The organism is Cellvibrio sp. QJXJ (assembly GCF_024452345.1).
In the GTDB taxonomy this organism is placed as follows: Bacteria; Pseudomonadota; Gammaproteobacteria; order Pseudomonadales; family Cellvibrionaceae; genus Cellvibrio.
In genome coordinates this window covers 3,488,005-3,508,908 of sequence record NZ_CP101662.1, presented here as the reverse complement: position 1 = coordinate 3,508,908, position 20,904 = coordinate 3,488,005, and the positions used below count along the sequence as shown (strand labels likewise).

20 protein-coding genes are annotated in these 20,904 nt (G+C 50.5%); 7 read left to right on the top strand and 13 right to left on the bottom strand.

Features of this window, described 5'->3' with window-relative positions; all coding sequences use genetic code 11:
• Nucleotides 1-2: 2 nt before the first annotated feature.
• Both NNX04_RS15200 and NNX04_RS15195 read left to right on the top strand, forming a co-directional pair.
• Nucleotides 3-227: a VF530 family DNA-binding protein gene (locus NNX04_RS15200; protein WP_040391328.1), complete on the top strand. Its 225-nt coding sequence runs from the start codon at nucleotides 3-5 to the stop codon at nucleotides 225-227.
• Nucleotides 228-364: 137 nt separating this feature from the next.
• Complete coding sequence (locus NNX04_RS15195) at nucleotides 365-1,189, top strand: MBL fold metallo-hydrolase (RefSeq protein ID WP_151055452.1); 825 nt, start codon at nucleotides 365-367, stop codon at nucleotides 1,187-1,189.
• 18 nt (nucleotides 1,190-1,207) lie between these two features.
• On the opposite strand, the gene NNX04_RS15190 is transcribed toward NNX04_RS15195, so the two are convergent.
• The 8 genes from NNX04_RS15190 to NNX04_RS15155 form a co-directional block, all read right to left on the bottom strand.
• A complete protein-coding gene (locus NNX04_RS15190; RefSeq protein WP_151055450.1) occupies nucleotides 1,208-1,657 on the bottom strand; it encodes a chemotaxis protein CheX in 450 nt (149 codons plus the stop codon).
• A 10-nt stretch (nucleotides 1,658-1,667) separates the two neighbouring features.
• Nucleotides 1,668-2,030 carry a response regulator gene (locus tag NNX04_RS15185; protein ID WP_040391023.1) on the bottom strand — a complete coding sequence of 121 codons (363 nt, stop codon included), beginning with the start codon at nucleotides 2,028-2,030 and terminating at the stop codon, nucleotides 1,668-1,670.
• A complete protein-coding gene (locus NNX04_RS15180) occupies nucleotides 2,008-4,206 on the bottom strand; it encodes an ATP-binding protein (RefSeq protein ID WP_261946345.1) in 2,199 nt (732 codons plus the stop codon). Before NNX04_RS15180 ends, NNX04_RS15185 begins: the two co-directional genes overlap by 23 nt.
• Nucleotides 4,207-4,505: 299 nt before the next feature.
• Nucleotides 4,506-6,320 (bottom strand): ABCB family ABC transporter ATP-binding protein/permease, encoded by a 1,815-nt coding sequence (locus NNX04_RS15175; protein WP_261946344.1) that lies wholly within the window; start codon nucleotides 6,318-6,320, stop codon nucleotides 4,506-4,508.
• A 54-nt stretch (nucleotides 6,321-6,374) separates the two neighbouring features.
• A complete protein-coding gene (locus tag NNX04_RS15170) occupies nucleotides 6,375-7,733 on the bottom strand; it encodes an ATP-binding protein (protein WP_261946343.1) in 1,359 nt (452 codons plus the stop codon).
• Complete coding sequence (locus NNX04_RS15165) at nucleotides 7,730-8,398, bottom strand: response regulator transcription factor (RefSeq protein WP_007638885.1); 669 nt, start codon at nucleotides 8,396-8,398, stop codon at nucleotides 7,730-7,732. Before NNX04_RS15165 ends, NNX04_RS15170 begins: the two co-directional genes overlap by 4 nt.
• The gene (locus NNX04_RS15160; RefSeq protein ID WP_261946342.1) at nucleotides 8,398-8,706 is read right to left on the bottom strand and encodes a PepSY domain-containing protein; all 309 of its coding nucleotides are present in this window, start codon (nucleotides 8,704-8,706) and stop codon (nucleotides 8,398-8,400) included. The genes NNX04_RS15165 and NNX04_RS15160 overlap by 1 nt, the downstream gene beginning before the upstream one ends.
• Before the next feature lie 34 nt (nucleotides 8,707-8,740).
• Nucleotides 8,741-9,049: a PepSY domain-containing protein gene (locus NNX04_RS15155; RefSeq protein WP_007638887.1), complete on the bottom strand. Its 309-nt coding sequence runs from the start codon at nucleotides 9,047-9,049 to the stop codon at nucleotides 8,741-8,743.
• A gap of 307 nt (nucleotides 9,050-9,356) precedes the next feature.
• Here NNX04_RS15155 and NNX04_RS15150 point away from each other — a divergent pair, with 307 nt between their 5' ends.
• Both NNX04_RS15150 and NNX04_RS15145 read left to right on the top strand, forming a co-directional pair.
• Nucleotides 9,357-11,330 (top strand): alpha/beta hydrolase family protein, encoded by a 1,974-nt coding sequence (locus NNX04_RS15150; protein ID WP_261946341.1) that lies wholly within the window; start codon nucleotides 9,357-9,359, stop codon nucleotides 11,328-11,330.
• Between the two features lie 160 nt (nucleotides 11,331-11,490).
• Complete coding sequence (locus tag NNX04_RS15145) at nucleotides 11,491-12,351, top strand: PA4780 family RIO1-like protein kinase (RefSeq protein ID WP_007638893.1); 861 nt, start codon at nucleotides 11,491-11,493, stop codon at nucleotides 12,349-12,351.
• A 77-nt stretch (nucleotides 12,352-12,428) separates the two neighbouring features.
• Here NNX04_RS15145 and NNX04_RS15140 read toward each other — a convergent pair whose 3' ends face one another.
• The 5 genes from NNX04_RS15140 to NNX04_RS15120 form a co-directional block, all read right to left on the bottom strand.
• A complete protein-coding gene (locus tag NNX04_RS15140) occupies nucleotides 12,429-13,124 on the bottom strand; it encodes a hypothetical protein (protein ID WP_040391024.1) in 696 nt (231 codons plus the stop codon).
• Between the two features lie 75 nt (nucleotides 13,125-13,199).
• Nucleotides 13,200-14,837: a histidine kinase N-terminal 7TM domain-containing diguanylate cyclase gene (locus tag NNX04_RS15135; RefSeq protein ID WP_261946340.1), complete on the bottom strand. Its 1,638-nt coding sequence runs from the start codon at nucleotides 14,835-14,837 to the stop codon at nucleotides 13,200-13,202.
• A gap of 59 nt (nucleotides 14,838-14,896) precedes the next feature.
• On the bottom strand, nucleotides 14,897-15,934 hold the full coding sequence (locus NNX04_RS15130) for a metal-dependent hydrolase (RefSeq protein ID WP_261946339.1): 1,038 nt from the start codon (nucleotides 15,932-15,934) through the stop codon (nucleotides 14,897-14,899).
• Nucleotide 15,935: 1 nt separating this feature from the next.
• The gene (gene recQ, locus NNX04_RS15125) at nucleotides 15,936-17,741 is read right to left on the bottom strand and encodes a DNA helicase RecQ (protein WP_151055440.1); all 1,806 of its coding nucleotides are present in this window, start codon (nucleotides 17,739-17,741) and stop codon (nucleotides 15,936-15,938) included.
• Nucleotides 17,742-18,129: 388 nt separating this feature from the next.
• Nucleotides 18,130-19,146 (bottom strand): alpha/beta hydrolase, encoded by a 1,017-nt coding sequence (locus NNX04_RS15120; RefSeq protein WP_261946338.1) that lies wholly within the window; start codon nucleotides 19,144-19,146, stop codon nucleotides 18,130-18,132.
• A gap of 201 nt (nucleotides 19,147-19,347) precedes the next feature.
• On the opposite strand from NNX04_RS15120, the gene NNX04_RS15115 reads away from it, so the two are divergent.
• The 3 genes from NNX04_RS15115 (at nucleotide 19,348) to NNX04_RS15105 (ending at nucleotide 20,903) form a co-directional block, all read left to right on the top strand.
• Entirely contained in the window at nucleotides 19,348-19,698 is a 351-nt protein-coding gene (locus NNX04_RS15115; protein ID WP_261946337.1) for an ArsR/SmtB family transcription factor, read from the top strand.
• Between the two features lie 69 nt (nucleotides 19,699-19,767).
• A complete protein-coding gene (locus tag NNX04_RS15110; protein ID WP_261946336.1) occupies nucleotides 19,768-20,304 on the top strand; it encodes an SRPBCC family protein in 537 nt (178 codons plus the stop codon).
• Nucleotides 20,305-20,432: 128 nt separating this feature from the next.
• The gene (locus tag NNX04_RS15105; RefSeq protein WP_261946335.1) at nucleotides 20,433-20,903 is read left to right on the top strand and encodes an RrF2 family transcriptional regulator; all 471 of its coding nucleotides are present in this window, start codon (nucleotides 20,433-20,435) and stop codon (nucleotides 20,901-20,903) included.
• Nucleotide 20,904: the final 1 nt, after the last annotated feature.

Here is a 20,904-nt window from a genome sequence, read left to right as displayed (position 1 = left end):
TCATGCAGGATCAAAAAAATAACCCACTGCACGGGTTGACCTTGGAAACCATCGTTACCCGTCTTGTTGAACATTATGGTTGGCAAGAGCTGGGGCAATTAATCAGCATTCGCTGCTTTCAAAGTGATCCGAGTGTGAAATCCAGTTTGAAATTTTTGCGCAAAACACCTTGGGCGCGTGAAAAAGTCGAACAACTTTATTTAGCTACCGCTTTTTCTGACGGCTGATTTTCCTGGCGATTATTTTTTGATGGCCAAATATTTTAACAACAACCAGCAATTATTGTGGCGGAGTTTGACTCGCATCAACTCAGTGGACAATGAAGCCCTTATGCTGTGCCCTTTGCATTCAGGACACAACTGGCATGAATCAGGCAATCATTCCGCGCGACAAAGCCCATTTTCTCTACAACAAAGATGGCCATCAATGTATCCAGTTTTCTGATCTGGTGGTGGGTGAGGGTATTCAAGCCAATCAATTTTTAATTATCGACAATAACCGCGCCGCACTCATCGATCCCGGTGGCGACCTCACCTATACACCACTCAATATTGAATTGGGCAAACGGGTTAAAACCCATCAGTTGGATTACATTTTTGCCTCACATCAAGATCCGGATATTATTGCCTCGCTACCGCGCTGGATGATGTATACCCAATGTCAGGTTGTCACCTCCAAACTCTGGTCACGTTTTTTGCCGCATCTGGCCTCGCAATATATTACCCAGCAGTTAAGCCAAAACCTGGATGAACGTATTATCGCTATGCCCGATAGGGGCGGCGCGATTGAATTTGGTCGCGGTGAAATAATTGTGTTGCCTGCCCACTTTTTACATTCCGTCGGTAATTTTCATTTTTATGATCCGGTCAGTAAAATTTTATTCAGTGGCGATATGGGCGCTTCGCTTATTGAAGAGCATGCCGAGCAACCAGTAATCGATTTTGATGCACACATTCCCCATATGCTCGGTTTTCACCAACGCTATATGGCCAGCAATAAAGCCTGCCGCTTGTGGGCGAATATGATTCGCGACATGGATGTGGAAATGATGGTGCCGCAGCATGGCAGCCCATTTGTGGGGCGCGCCATGGTGCAGCGTTTTCTGGATTGGATTAGCAACTTGTCCTGTGGCATTGATTTAATGAATCAACACCATTTTGATGCGCAGAAAGCGGGTTATAAAAAATAATTGCGTGCACAAAGCACTTTATTGTTCCAAACAAATAACTACCGCTGCGTGATAGGACTTCCAATATACCGGTATCACATAGGAACGCAGTTGCGCAGGCAGATGAATATGATTGGGCGCGCCTTCAATCATTACCGGTACCGAGATCATAAATTCATGGCCAAAGGTACTGCGCGCATTACCGGAAATAGTATTGGCCACCTCACCCACCAGATCAAAAATATGTTCATTACTGGTATCGGATTCACCGATACTAAGCAGTAAATGCTTTAATAAAATACGCGGCGCGGTGAAATACACGCAGCCACGGTAAGGGCCGGAAATGCCAATAATGCCGGTAATATCATAAGCAGCGGGATTATTGTTTTCGACCAGATAAGGCGTACCGACTTTCACTTCCTTATCATTGGTGTGATGGAAGTAGCGCACAACACCATCGATAAATACTTGTATGGTTTGTTCAGACATTTATTGATCCTTAATCCAGGGTTAGCTCGTTCAATGCATCCAGCAGTTGTTCTTCCGTAAAGGGTTTGCATAAAAATCCGCGCGCCCCTTTTTTTAATGCATCAATACCCGTGGCTTTATCCGACAGTGCAGAAACCACCAAAATCCGCACCGCCGGGTCAAGCGCAATCAATTGCTGGATACAGGCGATGCCATCCATCTCCGGCATGGTTAAATCCATGGTGACTAATTGCGGGCGTGTTTGTTTAAATAATTCCAAGGCTTGTAAACCATTTGCAGCCGACGCCACTACGTTAAATTGATCACTGTCATTACAGCGCTCAATTTTGCGGCGAATAATATTGGAGTCATCAACAATCATCAGTGACAGCATAGGCAGATCCTTGTGAAACAGGTGATAGGGTTTGTTCATTTACAGGCGGAATAATAGGTAAGCTAATAATAAAACGACAAAATTCACCGGCGCGACTGGCCACATTAATTTTGCCGCGCTGACTAATCACATGTTGCATTACTGCCTCCATGCCTATACCGCGCCCCGCATCTTTTGTTACCTCCGCCGCCGTACTAAACCCCGCTTGAAAAATTAACCCGAGTAATTGTTTATTACTCCAGGATTCAATTTCCTGCTCCGACCATTTTCCTGTTGCCAAGGCTTTCTCGCGGATGGCGACATAATCCAAACCCTTACCATCATCGCTAATGGTCAATTCCATTTCGGCGTCCGATAATTTGGCGAGGCGCAAATCAATACGCCCCACCATTGGTTTTTCGCTCAGCTCCCGCTCGTGCGGAGTTTCTATGCCGTGCACCACAGCATTGCGCAGTAACTGGATACAAATTTCTTTCAGCTGTTGCTCGCACTCTGGTGCCAGGTTGATTTCACTCAAACCACTGGCCACCAACCGTACTTGTTTACCGTTGCGCAGCGCCATATTTTGTACAAAGTCATTCAGATGATCCCAGCCATCGTTGCGACGGCTACCGGTAATATTTTGCGTGGATGCCGGACGTGGTGCCTTATTGCTCACCAGCGAAAACTGTCCCAGTTTTTCGGTGAGCTGTTGCACTTGTTGTGTATAACTGATTAAGTTTTCCAGTTGCACCGCGAGGCCGAGGTAGTCATTGCCGCTAATATCCGGTTTGCTGCGCAATTGCGCCAGGGTGTCTTCCATGCTGTGGGCGGCATTTTCAAAAAATGCCAGTTTGAGTGAAGCAGCTTCACCTTTAAAATTGTGAATTTCGCGAAAAATAGTGACTGCTTTATCGCGTACCGCCTGTGCGGTTTTGGCCGGTTGTCGCAAAATGCCATTTATGCGATTGAAACACTGAAAACTGTTATCGATAAATTCTTTCAGCAGTTCAGGGTGGGTATGCAATAACCCGGTAATCATTTCCAGCTGGGATTCATTGTGCTTGCGGCTCTCACTTAATTCGCGCGCGAGTTTCACCCGCTCGGATACATCCTGCACCGTTACCAACACATGGGAAATTTCTCGCTCCTGATACGCGCGCGCAAAACTAAACTGCAAATGTTTAGTAAGAAAACCACCATTAACTTGGGCAATGTTTACTTCCACCAAACTCAACGGATTCAAATCGCCAATCAGTTTTTCTTTGATTTTTGGATCAAACAATAATTCGATAAAACCGCGCGCGGTTTCTGCATCTTTTTCGCTGATCATGTTTTCCAACAAAGTCAGAAATGATTTGCCCGCAAAGGTCTGATTGCCCAACACCTCGGCTAACTTGGCCGAGTGCTGCTCACCAATCATTAACTTATTATCGATCAGGAATAGCCCTTCATTTACCGTCTCCAGAATTTCCATGGTTTCGCGTCGCGCTTTTTCAATCACCGCATCGCTGTCGCGCAATTGGCGAACAAAGTGCAGCAAAATAAACAGGAAGTTCATTACCGCCAGACTGATACCAATGGTTTGAATCAGCCGCAAGCGCTTGGCTTTGGAAGCGGCGACTTGCTCAAGGCTCAAGGTGAGGTCGTTCATGGACGCCAGTATCGACAAGTTGTGCAGGCGCGCCATAGCAACGGCGGCGCTCAGCGCATTTTCAGTGTCCGCCGTTAACGGCTGCCCCAAGCTTGGTGCTGCACTGGCAACAAAATCATCGACTGCGGATTTATAAGGGCGCCAAAGTTGCGCGGTGTTATGCAGTGCATCGCGCCCGGCGCGATTGGTTACTGCCTCGAGGATTACTGTTTCTTTCCCGGCGCCACCGCGCACACTGCCGCCCTGCACAAAGGCTTGCAGGGTTTCATCAAACAACGTTTTACTGAATAACAGCTCTTCATAGGCAGTTTGAAAAGCAGCGGGATCGCCGCGTGAGCTATCCAATACAAACAGAGTTTTTGCCATCCGCTGCGACAACATGCGCTGACGGCCCGCCAGGTTTACACCTACGGCGTCGTCGGCAATTTCAAAAGAGACATAAAAGTTGAGCAGCAATACCGAAGCGTCGAGCAATAAAAAAAGTGCGACAGAAATTAAAATGCCGCGGTATTTACCGTAATTGAATTGAAACGAAGTCGACATGCGTCACGCCCTTATGACCAGAAAAATTGCAGCAACACTGCTGTCGGGCGATCCGATATTGCCCATCACTGCTCCTGACGCGGTTGCGCCTAGTGATCAAGCTATAGCGAAAGCTGTGCCAAGTTAAAAAAGCATTCATTGGCGCGGGAAATGTTTAATTTTGGTGCTAAAAATAGCCACCAACATAGAAAATGCAGCGTAAATTGTGATGTGGTTGCACGGAGACTGGTGCACACCAAAGTAGGCGCGCACAGCTTTGGATCTTTTTTAAGGTTTAGTCCTATTAATTAAGGCGCTGATTATTTTTCCTCTTGCAATTGCAGCGCCCACATCTGCGCGTAACGTCCCTGCAACTCCAGCAGTTGGTTGTGGGTGCCCTGTTCAATAACTTGCCCCTCGTCCATCACCACAATTTGATCGGCGTCCACCACGGTGGATAACCGATGGGCAATGACCAGAGTCGTGTGGCCGGTGGCAACAGCGCGCATCGCCTCCAGGATTGCGTTTTCGGAATGGGAATCCAGGGCGCTGGTGGCTTCATCAAAAATTAAAATCGGTGCGCCTTTTAACAATACTCGCGCTATAGCAATACGCTGTTTTTCCCCGCCGGATACTTTTAATCCGCGCTCGCCTACCAGCGTTTTATCGCCTTCGGGCAAACTGTTAATAAAGTTATCCAGGTGCGCCATTTTTATTGCGCGCGCAATTTGTTCGTCGCTCGCCTGCGGGTTGCCGTAAGCAATGTTCTCGCGAATAGTGGTGTTAAATAACACCGTGTCCTGCGGCACTATGGCGATGGCGCGCCGTAAACTCGCGAGCGAGACAGTGCGAATATCCTGCCCATCGATTTGAATGCTGCCCGCGTGAATATCGTAAAAACGATAGAGCAAGCGCGCGAGTGTACTTTTGCCCGCCCCCGAGGAACCCACAATCGCCACTTTACTGCCCGCCGGAATATGCAAATTAAATTGCTGCAAAATCGGACGCTCGGCGTGATAACCAAAATCTACCCCCTGCCAGTGGATCTCACCCTTGGCAATTGCCAAAGGTTTGGCATCCACCGCGTCTTTAATGGTTGCATCGCGCTTTAACAGCGCGAGCATATTTTCCAAATCGGTGAGCGAGCGGCGAATTTCCCGGTAGACAAAACCTAAAAAATTGAGTGGGATAAATAGCTGGATCATGTAGGCGTTAATCATCGCTAAATCACCAAGGGTCATTTCTTTTTTGATGACACTGTCAGCCGCGATCCACATCATCGCGGTCATGGCCAGTGCAATAATTAATGCCTGCCCCGAGTTGAGAGCCAACAAGGACATGCGATTTTTTAGTTTAGCTGTCTCCCAGTTGGCGAGGAATTTGTCGTAAGTGTCAGCTTCGTACTGCTCGTTGTTAAAATATTTGACGGTTTCGTAATTGAGCAGCGAATCAATTGCGCGGGTACTGGTGGAGGAATCTGCCTGATTTGCTTCGCGTACAAATTTGTTGCGCCATTCGGTGGTGTAAATAGTGAATAACACATAGATGGCTACGGCGACTAAGGTAATCACCGCATACCAAATGGAAAATGCCGCGGCAAAAATAATCGCGACCATTAAAATTTCAAACAGTGTGGGCACTATATTGAACATTAAAAAGCGCATCAAAAAACTGATGCCATTGGTGCCGCGTTCAATATCGCGGCTAATGCCACCGGTGGCGCGATCCAAATGAAACGCCAGCTCCAGCGAATGTAAATGGTTAAATACCCGCAAACCGATTTTACGCATGGCGTGTTCGGTCACGCGGCTAAACAGCGCGTCGCGCACCTCGCCAAAAAACACGCTGCCAAAACGCAGCGCGCCGTAAAACAGGATAAAAAACGCAGGAAAGATTAACGGCGACGCGAGGCTGGCATCCACTCCATCAATAATATGTTTTAGCGCCCAGGGCATCACCAGGGTTGCGCCTTTGGCGGCGAGGAGGGCGAGAATGGCAAGAATGACTCGCCCTTTGAAATCCCACAAATAGGGAAGCAAATACGCCATGCTCTGGCGTAAATTCACCTTGGCATTTTCAGGGCGGGGTTGTTGATTGGGGTGGGCCGATAAACCCGAGGAGTGCATACCGCGCATAACATGAGTCTTTAGGGCTGAAGCGAAAAAAGGACGCCCTTAGCGCAACAAAGGCTAACAGGCGTTGGTTGCCGGTAAGTGTATAACAACCGCGAGGCCGCCGAGTGAACTCTGTTGTAGCTGCAATACACCGCCGCAGTGCTCGACAATATCGCGCACTATGCCAAGCCCCAAGCCATGGCCCTGCACCTGTTCATCAATGCGGGTACCGCGGCTCAATACCTGTTCGCGTTCGGCGGCCGCGATACCGGGGCCGTCGTCCTCGATAACTAATTCAAAATGTTGTGCCACCGGATTATGGCGAATGTTTACTTGCACTTGCTGGCGCGCCCATTTACAGGCGTTGTCGAGCAAGTTGCCCAATAGTTCCAGAATGTCCTCGCGATCCCAGGGCAGGCGTAAATCCGCCGGCGCCGACCAGTGAACCTGCAAATCGCGGCGATGAATTAATTGCAGAGTTGAAATTAAATCCGGTAATTCGGCCGCGCAGTGAAAGTGCGCGCCGGGCAGGGCTTCGCCGGCGAGCCGCGCGCGCGCCAATTCGCGGCTGATGCGCTCTTGCATTTGCTGTAATTGGCTGCGCAAATTATCGCGCAGTTGCGGCTGATTATTTAATTCGCTGCGATTGGCGAGGCTGAACAAAATCGCCAGCGGCGTTTTTAAGGCGTGGCCTAAATTGCCAAGCGCATTGCGCGAGCGTTTAAGGCGATCCTCTGTGTGTTGGCTCAGGCGATTTAATTGCTCAACCAGAGGTTTTAATTCGCTGGGCACTGCAGTTTCGAGCGTGCTGCGCTGCCCCTGTTGCAATTGCGCGATTTGTGCGCGCAAGTCCTCCAGCGGACGCAATGAACGCGCCACTAAATAGCGCTGCAATAATACCAACAGGATCAATGCCGCCAAACCCAACCCGCCACCCATGAATTGCATGCGACGAAAATTATCGAGCATCGGCGTGTAATCCTGCGCGACTTGAATGACGATGGTTTTACCAAAGCGACGAAATTGCGCGCGATAAACTAATAATTGCTGCGCTTCAGGGCCGTCATGCAATGCGCGCTGCAAACCGCGCTGCGTAAGCAGCGGCAATTGATGATCCCACAGCGAGCGCGAGCGCCACTGTTTACCATCAAAATCGATTAAAAAATAATACCCGGAAAAAGGGCGCTGATAAGCGGCACCGATACGCTGTTGATCTAACTCTATGCCATTAGTACCGCGCACCAGGGCAGCCAACAGCGTTTCACTTTGGGTTTGCAATTGGGTGCTGAAATAGCGGCGCAAACCTTGGTCAAAGACCCAGAGGCTGAGTTGCGCGAGCAGCAAACCCACTAAAATTAATACCCCGATCAACCCCACACTCAGCCGCTGTTGAATGGAATTGAAGGCGGGTTTTAAGGGCGACAATTTTCTCACGCTGATTGTTCCACCAGGCGATAGCCCTGGCCGCGCCGTGTTTCTATTGCGGTTTTGCCGAGTTTTCCGCGCAGGTGATTGATATGCACTTCAATTACGTTGGAATCGCGCTCACTTTCACCATCGTATAAATGATCGTGCAATTGCGCTTTGGAAATTATTTTGCCCACGTTCAACATTAAATAGCGCAGCAAACTAAATTCAGCGGCAGTGAGTTCAAAGGTTGCGCCATTTTTGCTGACTTGTTGCAGGGCTTCATCCAATTGCAAACCGGCGGCAGTTAAGTGTGTTTGATTCACCTGACCGTGGCTGCGGCGCAACAGTGCTTGAATACGCAGCTGTAATTCTTCCGGGTGAAACGGTTTGGTGAGGTAATCGTCGGCGCCGGCTTTTAAACCTTCTATACGCTCCGCCCAGTGATCGCGGGCAGTGAGAATTAATACCGGGCGCTGCATTTGCGCCGCGCGCCATTCGCGCAATACATCGAGGCCGGATTTTCCCGGCAAGCCCAAATCCAACACAATTAAATCATAGGGTTCAGTTGCGCCTTGATACGCCGCATCGCGGCCATCGGCGAGCCAATCCACCGCGTAACCGGCGCGTTTTAAATCCGCCGTTAATTCGTCGGCGAGGGCGACATTGTCTTCCACGATAAGAATGCGCATTAGTCATCCTCCTCGTCTTTTAATAATTGGCCGGTGCTGGCATCGATTTCCAACTCGCGCACCACACCTTCGGTGGTAATTAATTCCACGTCATAGACATAAATATCGTCATCCTCCTCCAACTCAACTTCCAACAAGCGGGAGGCGGGATGACGCGCCTGTACCAGCGCGAGTAAATTTTCCAGCGGAATAATGCGCCCCAGCTCGCGCAAGCGCAGGGCTTCGTCCTGGCTCAGGTCATCCGCATTGACACTCAGGGTGAGTGCGAGCAGCGGGATATAACAGAGCAAGCGAATTAAGGGGCGCATGGGTTACCTTGCAAAAGTTTGCGACAATTAAGGATTAATCGTCTTGTTGGTTTTTGAGAATCTCACCGGTGTTGGCATCCAGCTCTATATCCCACTCAAGGCCCTGCGCATCGCGCAGTTCGATTTGATACACGTAGCGGCCCCATTGGTTTTCCAATTCCGTATCCTGCAGCACACCGCCGGGGTGTTGGGCAAGCGCAAGGGCGTTGAGTTTATCGAAGGCTTGAATGCTGCCAGCATCGCGCAATTTAATGGCTTCATCAAGGCTGACATCTTTTGCCTGTACCAGTGCTGTAGCAGAAAGTAAGGCAGCAAAAACGAGAGTATGTTTAATAAAAGTCATGGTGGTGTTCCTATTCATAAGTGGTTGGTAAACGTCATCAGCGATAGCTGAAAAATGGTGGCCTAAGCCTGTGTCGACCAGTTCAGAATAGGGAAGCTCGCTTAAATGAACCTTAATTTAGCCCGGCATAAATATTTAATGCGCAAGCTGTGGGTGTAATTGACTGACAAATGCGACTTATAGATACTGCGCTGACGCCGTAGTACACACTTGTTATCAGGAACCGCACAGAGTCAGAGCGCTCAGGGAACCCGGCACAAGCACTGGGTCTGCGCGCGATTCCAATAATCACACCAAGGATTCAAGTATGTCTCTGCGCACCTGCCTTGCGGCATGTTTGCGTGTTAGCACCTTGCTGGCACTGCTCACTTGCTGCCTCATCCCGACGCAATTACACGCCGCCACAACCAGCCATCAACCCCTGCCGCTGGAAGTGTTTTATAACGATGCGATGATTGAAGATATTGAGCTATCGCCTGATGGTACTCACTTATTGGCGCTGAAAAATTTTGGCGGCGATACCGTAGTGATGGTGGTGGAATTAGCCAGCGGTAAAACTATTTATCCCGCCAAAACCGATAACAAAGAATTTAAATTTAACTGGGTCAGCTGGGCCAATAACGATCGGTTATTGATGAGCTTGCGCTTTGACAGCCGCGCCCCCAACGGCGTGAAGTATTCGCAGACCCGCCTGCTGGCAACCGATGCCAAAAAGCAGGGCAAAATGATCACTCTGGTTAAACCGGATGAAGATGCGCCCTACAACCATGTGAGCCAATATCAAGACAATGTGATTAGCTACCTGCCTGACGACCCGGAGCACGTACTGATCAGCGTGGACCGCGAAATGGCCCATCATCAAACCGTGTACAAAGCCAACGTCTATACCGGCCGCTTGACCCGCGTGAAAAAACACTCGGGCAGCGTGCGCTCCTGGTACGCCGATCGCCAAGGCAATGTGCGTATTGGCGAGCACTACGACGATAAAAAGGGCAAATTTACTTACAAGATTCTTGATCAGGCCACCAATAAGTGGATAGTCGCATGGGAATATAAAGTATTTGATGAGCCATCGATTGGTATAGCCGGCTTTGGCAGCAACCCCAATGAACTTTATATTTTTGCCGATCATGAAGGGCGTCAAGCACTGTTTAAAACCGACCTCTCCCAACCCGGCTTCCCGCGCGAATTAATGCTGAGCCACGAGAATTATGATGTTCGCGGCCGCTTGATTTATTCCCGCGCCCACAAAGAAGTGGTGGGGCTGTATTACAACGACGGCAGTTCGCGCAGTGTGTTCTGGAACAAGGAATTCCAGGCATTCCAAGGTGGTTTGGATAAAGCCCTGCCAGACACCAGCAATTACATAGTGAATATGAGTGAAGATGCACGCAAATACGTGCTCTACACCACTAACGCCACCAACCCCGGCACTTATCTGTACGGCGACCGCGACGCTAAAACCCTGTCACCTCTGGCGGCAGCTTACCCGGATTTAACCGAGGACGTGCTGATCGAAAAAGAAATGCGCCGCTACAAAGCGCGCGATGGTTTGGAACTGGAAGGCTTTTTATCGCTGCCCAAAACCTTTGCCAACAAACCCACCGCCACCATCATCCTGCCCCACGGCGGCCCCATGAGCGAGGACGGTAAAAGCTTCGACATGTTCTCTACCTTTATGGCCAACCGCGGTTACGTGGTATTCCAACCCAACTTCCGCGGCTCCTCGGGTTACGGCCACGATTTTATGATGCAAGCGGTGGGTGGCATGGGCCTTGAAATGCAAGACGATTTGGAAGATGCGGTGAAATACCTGGTCGATGAAAAAATCGCCGACCCGAAAAAAGTCTGCATCGTGGGCGCCAGCTACGGCGGTTATGCCGCACTCATGGGTGCGACCAAAACCCCCGACTTGTTCCAGTGTGCGATCAGTTTTGCCGGTATGTCTGACCTGGTGAAAATGAGCAATAATTTCCGCTATTTCACCAACAAAAACACCGCGCGCAAACAATTCGGCGAGGACAAAAAACAGCTCAAAGAAACCTCACCGGTACGCATGGCCGAAAAAGTCAAAATCCCGATTCTATTAATTCACGGCGACGATGACGTAATCGTACCCGTAGAGCAGAGCCGCATTATGGCGCGCGCCCTGGAAAAAAATGGCAAGGTACATGAATACATCGAATTGGAGGAGGGCACTCACAATCTGGATTACCTGCCCCATCGCCAACAAACCTTTGAAGCCATGGAAAAGTTTTTGCAGACCCATTTGAAAATCTAACTTTTCCTCCGCTCACGTCAGCCCGATAAAAAACGCCGCCCTGCAGCCTGCAAGGCGGCGTTTTTTATCGCTTATGCAAACAGTATTAACACCGCCATTTTTCCGGTTCGCGGGGATGAGTGGTATTATGCAGCCACATTCTCCCCAATTCCGAGCATCAATGAAGATACCAAAACGCTTACAACCTCTGGTCGATGACGGCCTGATCGACGAGGTTTACTACCAATTAATGAGCGGCAAAGAAGCGCAAGTGTTTGTGGTGCGCGCCAATAACGAAGTCCGCTGTGCCAAAGTCTACAAAGAAGCCAATAAACGCAGTTTTAAACAAGCGGTGCAATACCAGGAAGGCCGCACCGTGCGCAATTCGCGCCGCGCGCGCGCCATGGCCAAAGGCACCCGTTACGGCCAAAAAGAAGCGGAAGAGGCCTGGCTGAACGCCGAGGTGGACGCACTTTATCGCCTGGCCGAAGCCGGTGTGCGTGTACCCACACCCTACTGGTTTTTGGAAGGTGTGCTGGTAATGGAGTTAGTAGTCGATGAAGAAGGCGACCCCGCACCGCGCCTGGACGCTGTCGCCTTTGACCCGGAGACAGCGCGCGACTACCACGCGCGCATGATGATGGAAATTGTGCGCATGCTCTGCGCCGGGCTGGTTCACGGTGACTTGTCCGAATTTAACGTGTTGGTGGATTACGAAGGCCCGGTGGTCATCGACCTGCCACAGGCGGTTAACGCGGCCGGTAACAACAACGCCAAAGCCATGCTCACCCGCGATGTAAACAATATGCGTGACTACTTTGGCCAATACGCGCCGGATTTATTAGTCACCCACTACGCCGAAGAAATTTGGGATTTGTTCGAACACGGCAACCTGCACCCCAATGTAAAACTCACCGGCGAATTTGCCGAGAGCAACGTCGACGCCGATATCGCCACCATGATGCGCATTATCGAACACGCGAAAGAAGAAGAGGAAGATCGCAAAGAGCGCGAGCGCATGGCGCGCGATGGCGAGTTTTAACTCCACAAAATAAAAACCCCCGAACAACAATCTGTTCGGGGGTCTGCGATACCCGCTGCTGCCGGAATCAAATTAGCTTAAACGTTTTCACCCACGCTAAACAGGTTGCGATACACCACACCCATTACCAGATTGACCAAAGGCACCGCCCAGATCAAACCAATACCCAAGGGTAGCATCGCCAGAATTACTACAACCAACACCACTAAGTACAAGCCGAAAACTCTAAACCAGCACTTGTGAATGGTTTTACGCGAGGTTTCCAGCGCTTCCCAAATACCCATGTTTTTTTCCACCAGCAGTGGAATCGCCATGGAGTAAGCAACCGCTAAATAAATACCGGGGATAACCAGCAATACCAAGCCGATTAAAATTAAAATCACCATCGCCACATACAACAAAAAGATGGGGATAATTTTTGAATAATAATCAAACACCATAAATGCGTTGGTGGCCGCGCCTACACTGCGCTTAATACCGAGCATGGTGATACCGGCGTAAAGCGGGTAGGTCACCAAACCAATCACAATTTGTGAGATGAACATTATTACCAGCGAATCTTTGCCGATAAATTCAAACGGCAGCGATACCGCGATAGAAATTGCAATGTAAATCAGCATTGCACCCCAAAGGGTTGCCTTGTAACCGCTGGTTAACTGCCAGGCTTCTTTGAATACATCGCCAATATCCCAGTTGGGATTGATTTGATAATGCACCGGTTGTTGCTCGTGCAAATTACTTTGCGGGGTTTGATAGGGATTAGCGTCTGTCATTTCCTTGCTCCTGGTTATTTGATTGACGCGCCAATTAATCATTAAATAGGCAGTTCGTCAATCTACCCGTGCACCTTATTGGTGAACACAATTGCGCCCTGCCGCTTTTGCGCGGTAGAGCGCCGCGTCGGCGTGCAGAATTAATTCATCCAGTGTGTCGCCCTGCTCTGGCCAGAGCGCGAGGCCCGCTGAAAAAGTCAGAGACAGTCCGCCTTTGCGCGTGTCCATCGGTACTGCCGCAAACGCGCTGCAGAGTTTATTAAGCCGGGTAAACGCTGCCTGCGCATCGACATCGGGCAATATCACTAAAAACTCCTCACCACCAATGCGAAAGAGCACATCGGACGCGCGCACATTTTCCACCAAAAATAATGCGACGGATTTAAGCACATCATCGCCAATTAAATGACCGTGATCATCGTTGAGTTGTTTGAAGTGATCCAAATCAATGAGTGCCAACACCATAGGGCGGGAATGACGGCGCGCACGGGCGATTTCCAGCGCAAAAAATTCATCCAGATAACGGCGATTGTATAAACCGGTCAGCGGATCACGCAGCGCTTGCTCGCGTAATAATTCATGTAAGTTGGTGATAGTTTTTAAGCGCTGCTCACTCAGCGCCAAGGCTTCGGACAGTTTTAATTCACTCAAATAGCGCTGGGTAACATCGCGCAAGTAGAGCATTTTGCCGAGCACTAAAGGGCCGTCGCGGGTCGCACGGGTTATCGCACTCGCGCGCAATTCGTAAAAGCGTTCGCCGTCCGCAAGGGTAAGCAGTTGCGGCTCTTGTTGGTTGATATGGAGCGCGAGTAATTGTTGTAAATCCCGGCCTATCACTGGCCACTCTTCTAGCGCGCACCCTTGCCATGCAGTAGGTGAATTCGCCAAGGCCAGCGCCGCCGGATTCGCCTCTATCACCCGCTGCTGCGTATCTATCACGAGCACCGGGTCGAGCAGCGCATCCAGCAATAAATGCCGTGCAACGGGCAGCACATCAAACAAACGCACGCCCACAATTAACCAAGCAAATGCCGCAAGCGTAAACGCAAAACTAAAGGGTGTGGGATCGAAACCAAAAATGGTTTTACCAAACACTACGTAACTGATATTCGCTGCCCAAGGTACTGCTGTGACCAATACAAACGCCAAATAATGGCGGCGATACAAACCGCGGCTGCGCGCCGCAGCCTGAATAACTACCGCAATACAAAACAACATAAATAAATACACGTACACCGCCGCCGCATAAAACAGTGGGCCGTGTGCATAGCGAATAGGTGCACCGGGGGAATTATTAATAGGCGCGGTAGCTGCACCATAAAACAATTGGTGCACAGGATTGGTAAGAGCCAGCAACCAACAACACAGTGGCATTAACATCAGTACCGCTAATTTCCAGCGCGCCAGTGGGCGATGAATACTGTTAACGTACTGCCATAAAAAAATAGCCCAAAAGGTCGGTGCTGCTACTATGCCGGGCCAGGCCATGGCCGCCCAAAATATTTTATGGTTGGGTTGCAACACCGCCATTTCCAGCGCGGCCGCAAACAGCCACCACAAACTGGCAAGGTGAATTAATACAAAACTGAAACGCCCCGGAAATGTGCGTTGCCGGCTCACCCAGTGTGCGAGCCAACTCACGCCCGCACAAATGCCCAGCGTAAAAATAACCGGAAAGCTCAGGTTGAAGGTGCGATCCAACAGTAAATTCATGCTACCTCTGGGGATACCATCATTGTATCGCGTGATTATGTGAGCGTAATAAATACCGCTTAAGGTGTATTTAAAAATTCTATTAATGGCTGATTGGTATTACCCAGCAAGCGCTGCGGAAGCCATTGCAAACTTTGCTCGCTATTGATGTTGGGAGCCACTTGTTGCGGTGTAATAAAATCCAACGGTGCATTAGGTTGCTGATTGCTCCGCTCGGCCACCGCAAAAGTAAAGGTGTAATAGGGTTCAAGGCCCATGCGTAAATCTGTGATGCTAATAACGCCCTTGTGCTCGGACACTTTAAAATAGCCGTGACTAAACCAGGCGATACGCTCTGCTTCCCAATTGCCATCAAGTAGCCGATACAAATCCGTGCCGCGCGGATACTCCACAAAATTAATCTGTGTGTTGTTATCCAGCAGTGAATAAAAACCCTCGGCGTAACCTTCCGGTGTAATAGCCACAATCCGCCATAACAAACTGTTAAAAGGCGATGCAATTACCAACCGTTTTTCCACCGCCAAGCCTTGCGCAGCGATAGCTTTGTCAGCCAGGGTGCCGACATAAAATTGCATCGCCAAACCCCAAACTAAATAGCCGCTGCTCAGCGCCAGGCCGATATTATTCCACCGCAAACCGGTAAATTTTTTGCGCGCCAGTGCGATAACGGTACCGATCAATAGCGGCAAGGTATAGAGCGGATCGATAATAAATACACTGCCGATACCAAATGGATAATCGCTAAACGGCAGTGCCAGTTGAGTGCCATAAATGGTCATGGTGTCCAGCAGTGGATGGGTGATTAACACTAACCACACCGCCAGCCACCAGTGTTTAAATAAATGTTTTTCACGCGCGATGGTGGCGATGAACCATGCAAACAAGGGTGACACTAACGTGAGGTAAAATAACGCGTGACTTTCAGTGCGATGCAAGGTCATATCGCGAATGGGATCGCCGTGACTGATCAACACATCCAGATCCGGTAAGGTGCCCACAACAGCCCCCATAAGCGCGGCTTTCCACAGCGCTGTCTTGCATCCCATCACGGCGACACCCACGGCAGCGCCCAAGGCAATTTGCGATAAAGAGTCCATATTATTCCTCGTATTCCGCCGTGCGAATCACCGCTAAAAACTCTTCACCAAAACGTTTCAATTTACTTTCACCCACACCAGTAATGCTGCGCAATTGTTCTGCTGTAAGCGGGCGGAATTCCAACATTTCGCGCAGAGTCGCATCGTGAAAAATCACGTAAGGCGGTACGCCCTGTTCTTCGGCGAGGCGTTTGCGGCAGGAGCGCAGGGCATTCCACAAACCCTGATCCTCTGCTTCAATCCCCTGACCGAGGTTGGCGCGACGCGGCGAGTTGTTAGCTGCTTTAATATCGCGGCGCAAACTGATTTTCTCGTCGCCACGCAAAAATGCCCGGCAGCTTTCATTTAATACCAAACCGCCAAAACCATCGCTATTGACGTCCAACAAACCACGCGCAACCAGCTGGCGAAAAATCGCTTTCCATTCATCCGCACTTAAATGTTTACCAATGCCGTAGGTGGTGAGTTTGTGATGATCGAACGACAATATTTTTTCATTGTTGCTGCCGCGCAATACATCAATCACATGGCCCGCGCCAAACCGCTGGCCAGTGCGATACACACAGGAGAGCGCCATCTGCACCGCTTCGGTAGCATCCCAGGTTTGTGGTGGTGTAATACAGCAATCGCAATTGCCACAGGGCTGCGCGAGGGTATCGCCAAAATAGCGCAGCAAACTCTGGCGGCGACAGCTGGTAATTTCACACAGGCCCAGCATCGCATTTAACCGTTGCTGTTCATTGCGTTTAAATTCTTCACTGCCTTCACTTTGCGCCATCATCTGCCGCAATTTAACAACATCTTCCAGCCCGTAAAGTAATAAAGTAGTTGCCGGTTCACCATCGCGCCCCGCGCGGCCGGTTTCCTGATAATAAGCTTCAATACTTTTGGGCAGATCCAGATGCGCGACAAAACGCACATCGGGTTTATCGATGCCCATACCAAACGCGATAGTCGCCACCATAATGATGTTGTCTTCGCGTAAAAACCGCTCCTGGTTTTTTTGCCGCACATTGGCAGGTAAACCGGCGTGATAGGGTAGTGCGGTAAATTTTTCACTGCTCAACCACTCGGCAATCTGTTCGACTTTATTGCGCGACAGGCAATATACAATGCCGGAGTTACCCGCTTGTTCTTCACGCAAAAAACGCATCAACTGGATTTTTGGATTATTTTTTTGTGCAATGCGATATTGAATATTCGGGCGATCAAAGCCGTTAATAAATTGCTGCGCATTTTCCAATTGCAAGCGCGCGATAATTTCATCGCGGGTACGCACATCGGCGGTTGCCGTTAATGCAATGCGCGGCACCTGCGGAAATTCGCGGTGCAATAGTTCCAGCTTTAAATAATCGGAACGAAAATCGTGACCCCATTGCGATACGCAGTGGGCTTCATCAATCGCAAACAGGGAAATTTTTATCTGGTGAAATAATTCCAATGTGCGCGGCTGAATTAACCGTTCTGGCGCAACGTAAAGCATATCAAGCTCACCGCGCTGCAACGCCAATTCGGTTTGCCACATTTCTTGCGGTGAAAGCGACGAATTTAAAAACCCGGCACGCACGCCCAATTCGCGCAGCGCACTGACTTGATCCTGCATCAATGCGATCAGTGGTGATACCACAATGCCCACACCTTCACGCACCAGCGCTGGAATTTGGTAGCACAGGGATTTACCGCCACCAGTGGGCATTAGCACCAGTACATCTTCACCGGCAACTAACGCATCAATCACCGCCGCTTGCGGGCCGCGAAATTCATGATAGCCAAAAGTGGAATTTAAAATTGCGAGAGGTGTTTTCATTGCGAAGGGATTACAAACCTTTGATCAAAATGATGGATATATGCATCAAAGGAGCGATTTTTCAGCAAAATGATGAATATAGCCATCATTATCGCGTGAAAGATCGTGCACGCAGGGGCAAAACACCCCTGCATTAACCGGCAGGGAAAAATGACTCGTCAGAGGACGATAACGAAATGTTTAAAACACCGCGTTTACCGCGTTCGGTTTGGATGGCGGGGTGCGCTCTGGCACTACCACCATCACCAAGCCCCACATCACTAACAAACCTGCCAATACCGATACCGACTTTTTCACGATTAATCCCTCCAGCGGACATGTCGTACAAGACTAGGCAGCAAAAACTGAACCATTGCTGAAAAATTGCTGCCCGTCCGCGCGTGAAGGCTTAAAGCTTGAGCGTTTTTTGCAGGAAGTTGATGATGTCCTCCATTGGCCAGAGCGCATCTTTATCAAAACAACTGCCCGCCCAGTTACAGCCGTTATCCAGATAGGCGTGGGTTTTGTTGGGGTAAACCTTGTACTCCACCGGTTGTTTGCCCGCTTTCAGTAAGTCCACATAGTGCTGCGCCGCGGCGGGTGGCGTGGTTTTGTCCAGGCTGCCCACGTGCACAAATTGTGGTGGCAGTGGGTATTCACTGGCCTTGGGCACAAAATAAATGGGCGATACCGCTTTGTAATGCTCCGGGTTGTCGTTCACGTTAATGTCTTTACCAAACAGGCCGCGCGGCTCCGCATTGCCAAACTTCCAAAACATATTGCCGGGCGATTCAAAACCGCCTTTTGCCGCCGCGTAGAGATCAAATGCACCATAACTGACCACGGCCGCCTGCACTTTCAGGCCATCCTCCCGGGCGACTTGTTCGGCGGTTTTGCCTGCGGGTAAATAGCTAGGCTTGAAACCCAAACTCGCACCCGCGTAACCATCGCTCTCCAACTGGCGGCCACGAGTGAGAATCATAGTGGTCAAATGGCCGCCGGCACTGTCGCCGGTAATCGCCACCCGGGTAGGGTCGCCGCTGTATTGGCCAATATTCTCCTTCACCCAGAGCAGGCCGCCGAATACGTCCTCAATAATCTGGTTCATGGTGACCGTGTTGCTCTGATCGCCCAGCAGGCGATAGTTCATATTGGCTACCACCATGTCGCCGTCGCGCGCCACCTTGGTCGCCATGTCGTGCATGATCGAGTTGTTATTCACCAGCCAACCGCCGCCGTGGTAAATCACCAGCACCGGGTAGGATTTTTTGCCCGTCTGCGGCACGTAAATATCCAGCGTGAGCGGGAAGTTGTCGGGCGCGGCAAACTGAATCGCCTTGTGGATTTTTACCGCCTCATCCGCCTGCGCAACCAGTGCACAGCAGCCCAAAAATACCATCGCCATTAATTTACCAAGCTTCAGCATAAACACCTCTTTGCATTGTTATTGTCAGATTTACCACGGCCAAGCATAGATGGCGCAAGGCAGGGACGATAGTGATAAGCGTCACTGCAACCAGCCCTTTACCACGCTTTACGTTTTATAACGCTCGACTGCTGACTCACAAAAGAATTATATTTAACCAAATGGTTGACAATAGATTTATTCAGGAGAATACTTAACCACATGGTAAACAATAAGAACGATCAACTCGATGCTGTCTTTCATGCCCTTGCCGACCCAACGCGCCGGGCGATGGTGGCGCGGCTGGCGCAATCGCCCTGCGGTATTAGCGAACTGGCAGCACCCTTTGAGATGACACTCGCGGCGGTTTCCAAACACATCAAAGTATTGGAAGGCGCGGGGCTGGTAGTGCGCAGTGTGCAGGGGCGCAACCACACCTGTGCGTTGGATACCCGCCCCCTGCACGGCGGTATCGAATGGCTGCGCCACTACGAACAGTTCTGGAACCAACGGCTGGATGCATTGACTGCCGCGCTAGTGGCGGACGATCAAGCGAAAAAGCCAACCGAATAAACCGGGTCGATACTCGCCGAGTCAGACCCTTCATTGTCCACCAACAGGCTTCGGCCAAAGGAGATTGAGATGAACGACTATGGTGTATTGACCGCCCCGGATACCCTGCGCATTGAACGCCTGCTGCCCGGCCCGATTGAACGGGTCTGGCAATACCTGACCGATTCCGACAAACGCGCCACTTGGCTGGCGGCGGGTAACGTGGAGCAACAAATCGGCGGCAAGGTGGAACATACTTTCCGCAATTCCGAACTCTCACCCGAACACGATATTCCGCCACCCAAATACAGCAGCTGCGCGGGCGATGTGCCCATGCTCGGCAAAGTCACCGCCTGCGAACCGCTGCGCCTGCTGAGTTATATCTGGAATGCCGGTTCGGAGGTGGAATCGGAGGTGAGTTTTGAGCTGGCGCCAGAGCAGGATCAGGTCAAACTGACCGTCACCCATCGCCGCCTCACCAACCCGGACGAGCGCCTGAGTGTCGCCGGTGGCTGGCATACCCATCTCAATATTTTGCGCGATGTGCTCAACGGCAAAACCCCGCCCGGTTTCTGGAGAGTGCACACCCAACTGGAGCAGGAATACGCCGCGCGTTTGGCGGGCTGATAAGAATCCAGGGTTGGTTCTGCCAACTCCACATCACGCAACATTAATAGTTGCATGATGATTCCATCTGCGCTACCTTTCACGTAACAACTTGAATTACGTGAAACCCAAGCCTGATGGAGAAAAATATGAAACGCGACTCCCGCCTCTCCGGCGTGCTCCATGTACTGCTGCATATGGCCGAGACCAATGTGCCCATGACCTCGGAAGCACTGGCCAATATGATGAAAACTAACCCCGTGGTTATCCGCCGTGTGCTCGCCGGTTTGCGCGAACACCAGCTGGTTTGTTCCGCCAAAGGTCACGGCGGTGGCTGGCAGATTTGCCGCGCGCTGGACACCATCACCCTGCACGACATTTACCTCGCGCTCGACGAACCCACTTTGCTCGCCATGGGTAATCGCACCGAAGCACCGGGCTGTTTGGTAGAAGCGGCAGTGAATAGCGCCCTCAACCACGCCTTTGTAGAAGCTGAAACACTGCTGCTCAACCATTTCCGCAGCGTCACCCTCGCGCAGCTGAGCGAGGATTTCCACCAACGCATGCAAGCCCGTGGCTTCTCCGGTAGCCATGAACACGCCATTTTTCCCGAGGAGTAAA

Bases quoted from the DNA above. Each gene is read 5' to 3' on its own strand.
- NNX04_RS15200 (WP_040391328.1), top strand. From the start codon at position 3: ATGCAGGATCAAAAAAATAACCCACTGCACGGGTTGACCTTGGAAACC.
- NNX04_RS15195 (WP_151055452.1), top strand. From the start codon at position 365: ATGAATCAGGCAATCATTCCGCGCGACAAAGCCCATTTTCTCTACAAC.
- NNX04_RS15190 (WP_151055450.1), bottom strand. From the start codon at position 1,657: ATGTCTGAACAAACCATACAAGTATTTATCGATGGTGTTGTGCGCTAC.
- NNX04_RS15185 (WP_040391023.1), bottom strand. From the start codon at position 2,030: ATGCTGTCACTGATGATTGTTGATGACTCCAATATTATTCGCCGCAAA.
- NNX04_RS15180 (WP_261946345.1), bottom strand. From the start codon at position 4,206: ATGTCGACTTCGTTTCAATTCAATTACGGTAAATACCGCGGCATTTTA.
- NNX04_RS15175 (WP_261946344.1), bottom strand. From the start codon at position 6,320: ATGCGCGGTATGCACTCCTCGGGTTTATCGGCCCACCCCAATCAACAA.
- NNX04_RS15165 (WP_007638885.1), bottom strand. From the start codon at position 8,398: ATGCGCATTCTTATCGTGGAAGACAATGTCGCCCTCGCCGACGAATTA.
- NNX04_RS15160 (WP_261946342.1), bottom strand. From the start codon at position 8,706: ATGCGCCCCTTAATTCGCTTGCTCTGTTATATCCCGCTGCTCGCACTC.
- NNX04_RS15155 (WP_007638887.1), bottom strand. From the start codon at position 9,049: ATGACTTTTATTAAACATACTCTCGTTTTTGCTGCCTTACTTTCTGCT.
- NNX04_RS15150 (WP_261946341.1), top strand. From the start codon at position 9,357: ATGTCTCTGCGCACCTGCCTTGCGGCATGTTTGCGTGTTAGCACCTTG.
- NNX04_RS15145 (WP_007638893.1), top strand. From the start codon at position 11,491: ATGAAGATACCAAAACGCTTACAACCTCTGGTCGATGACGGCCTGATC.
- NNX04_RS15140 (WP_040391024.1), bottom strand. From the start codon at position 13,124: ATGACAGACGCTAATCCCTATCAAACCCCGCAAAGTAATTTGCACGAG.
- NNX04_RS15135 (WP_261946340.1), bottom strand. From the start codon at position 14,837: ATGAATTTACTGTTGGATCGCACCTTCAACCTGAGCTTTCCGGTTATT.
- NNX04_RS15130 (WP_261946339.1), bottom strand. From the start codon at position 15,934: ATGGACTCTTTATCGCAAATTGCCTTGGGCGCTGCCGTGGGTGTCGCC.
- recQ (WP_151055440.1), bottom strand. From the start codon at position 17,741: ATGAAAACACCTCTCGCAATTTTAAATTCCACTTTTGGCTATCATGAA.
- NNX04_RS15120 (WP_261946338.1), bottom strand. From the start codon at position 19,146: ATGCTGAAGCTTGGTAAATTAATGGCGATGGTATTTTTGGGCTGCTGT.
- NNX04_RS15115 (WP_261946337.1), top strand. From the start codon at position 19,348: ATGGTAAACAATAAGAACGATCAACTCGATGCTGTCTTTCATGCCCTT.
- NNX04_RS15110 (WP_261946336.1), top strand. From the start codon at position 19,768: ATGAACGACTATGGTGTATTGACCGCCCCGGATACCCTGCGCATTGAA.
- NNX04_RS15105 (WP_261946335.1), top strand. From the start codon at position 20,433: ATGAAACGCGACTCCCGCCTCTCCGGCGTGCTCCATGTACTGCTGCAT.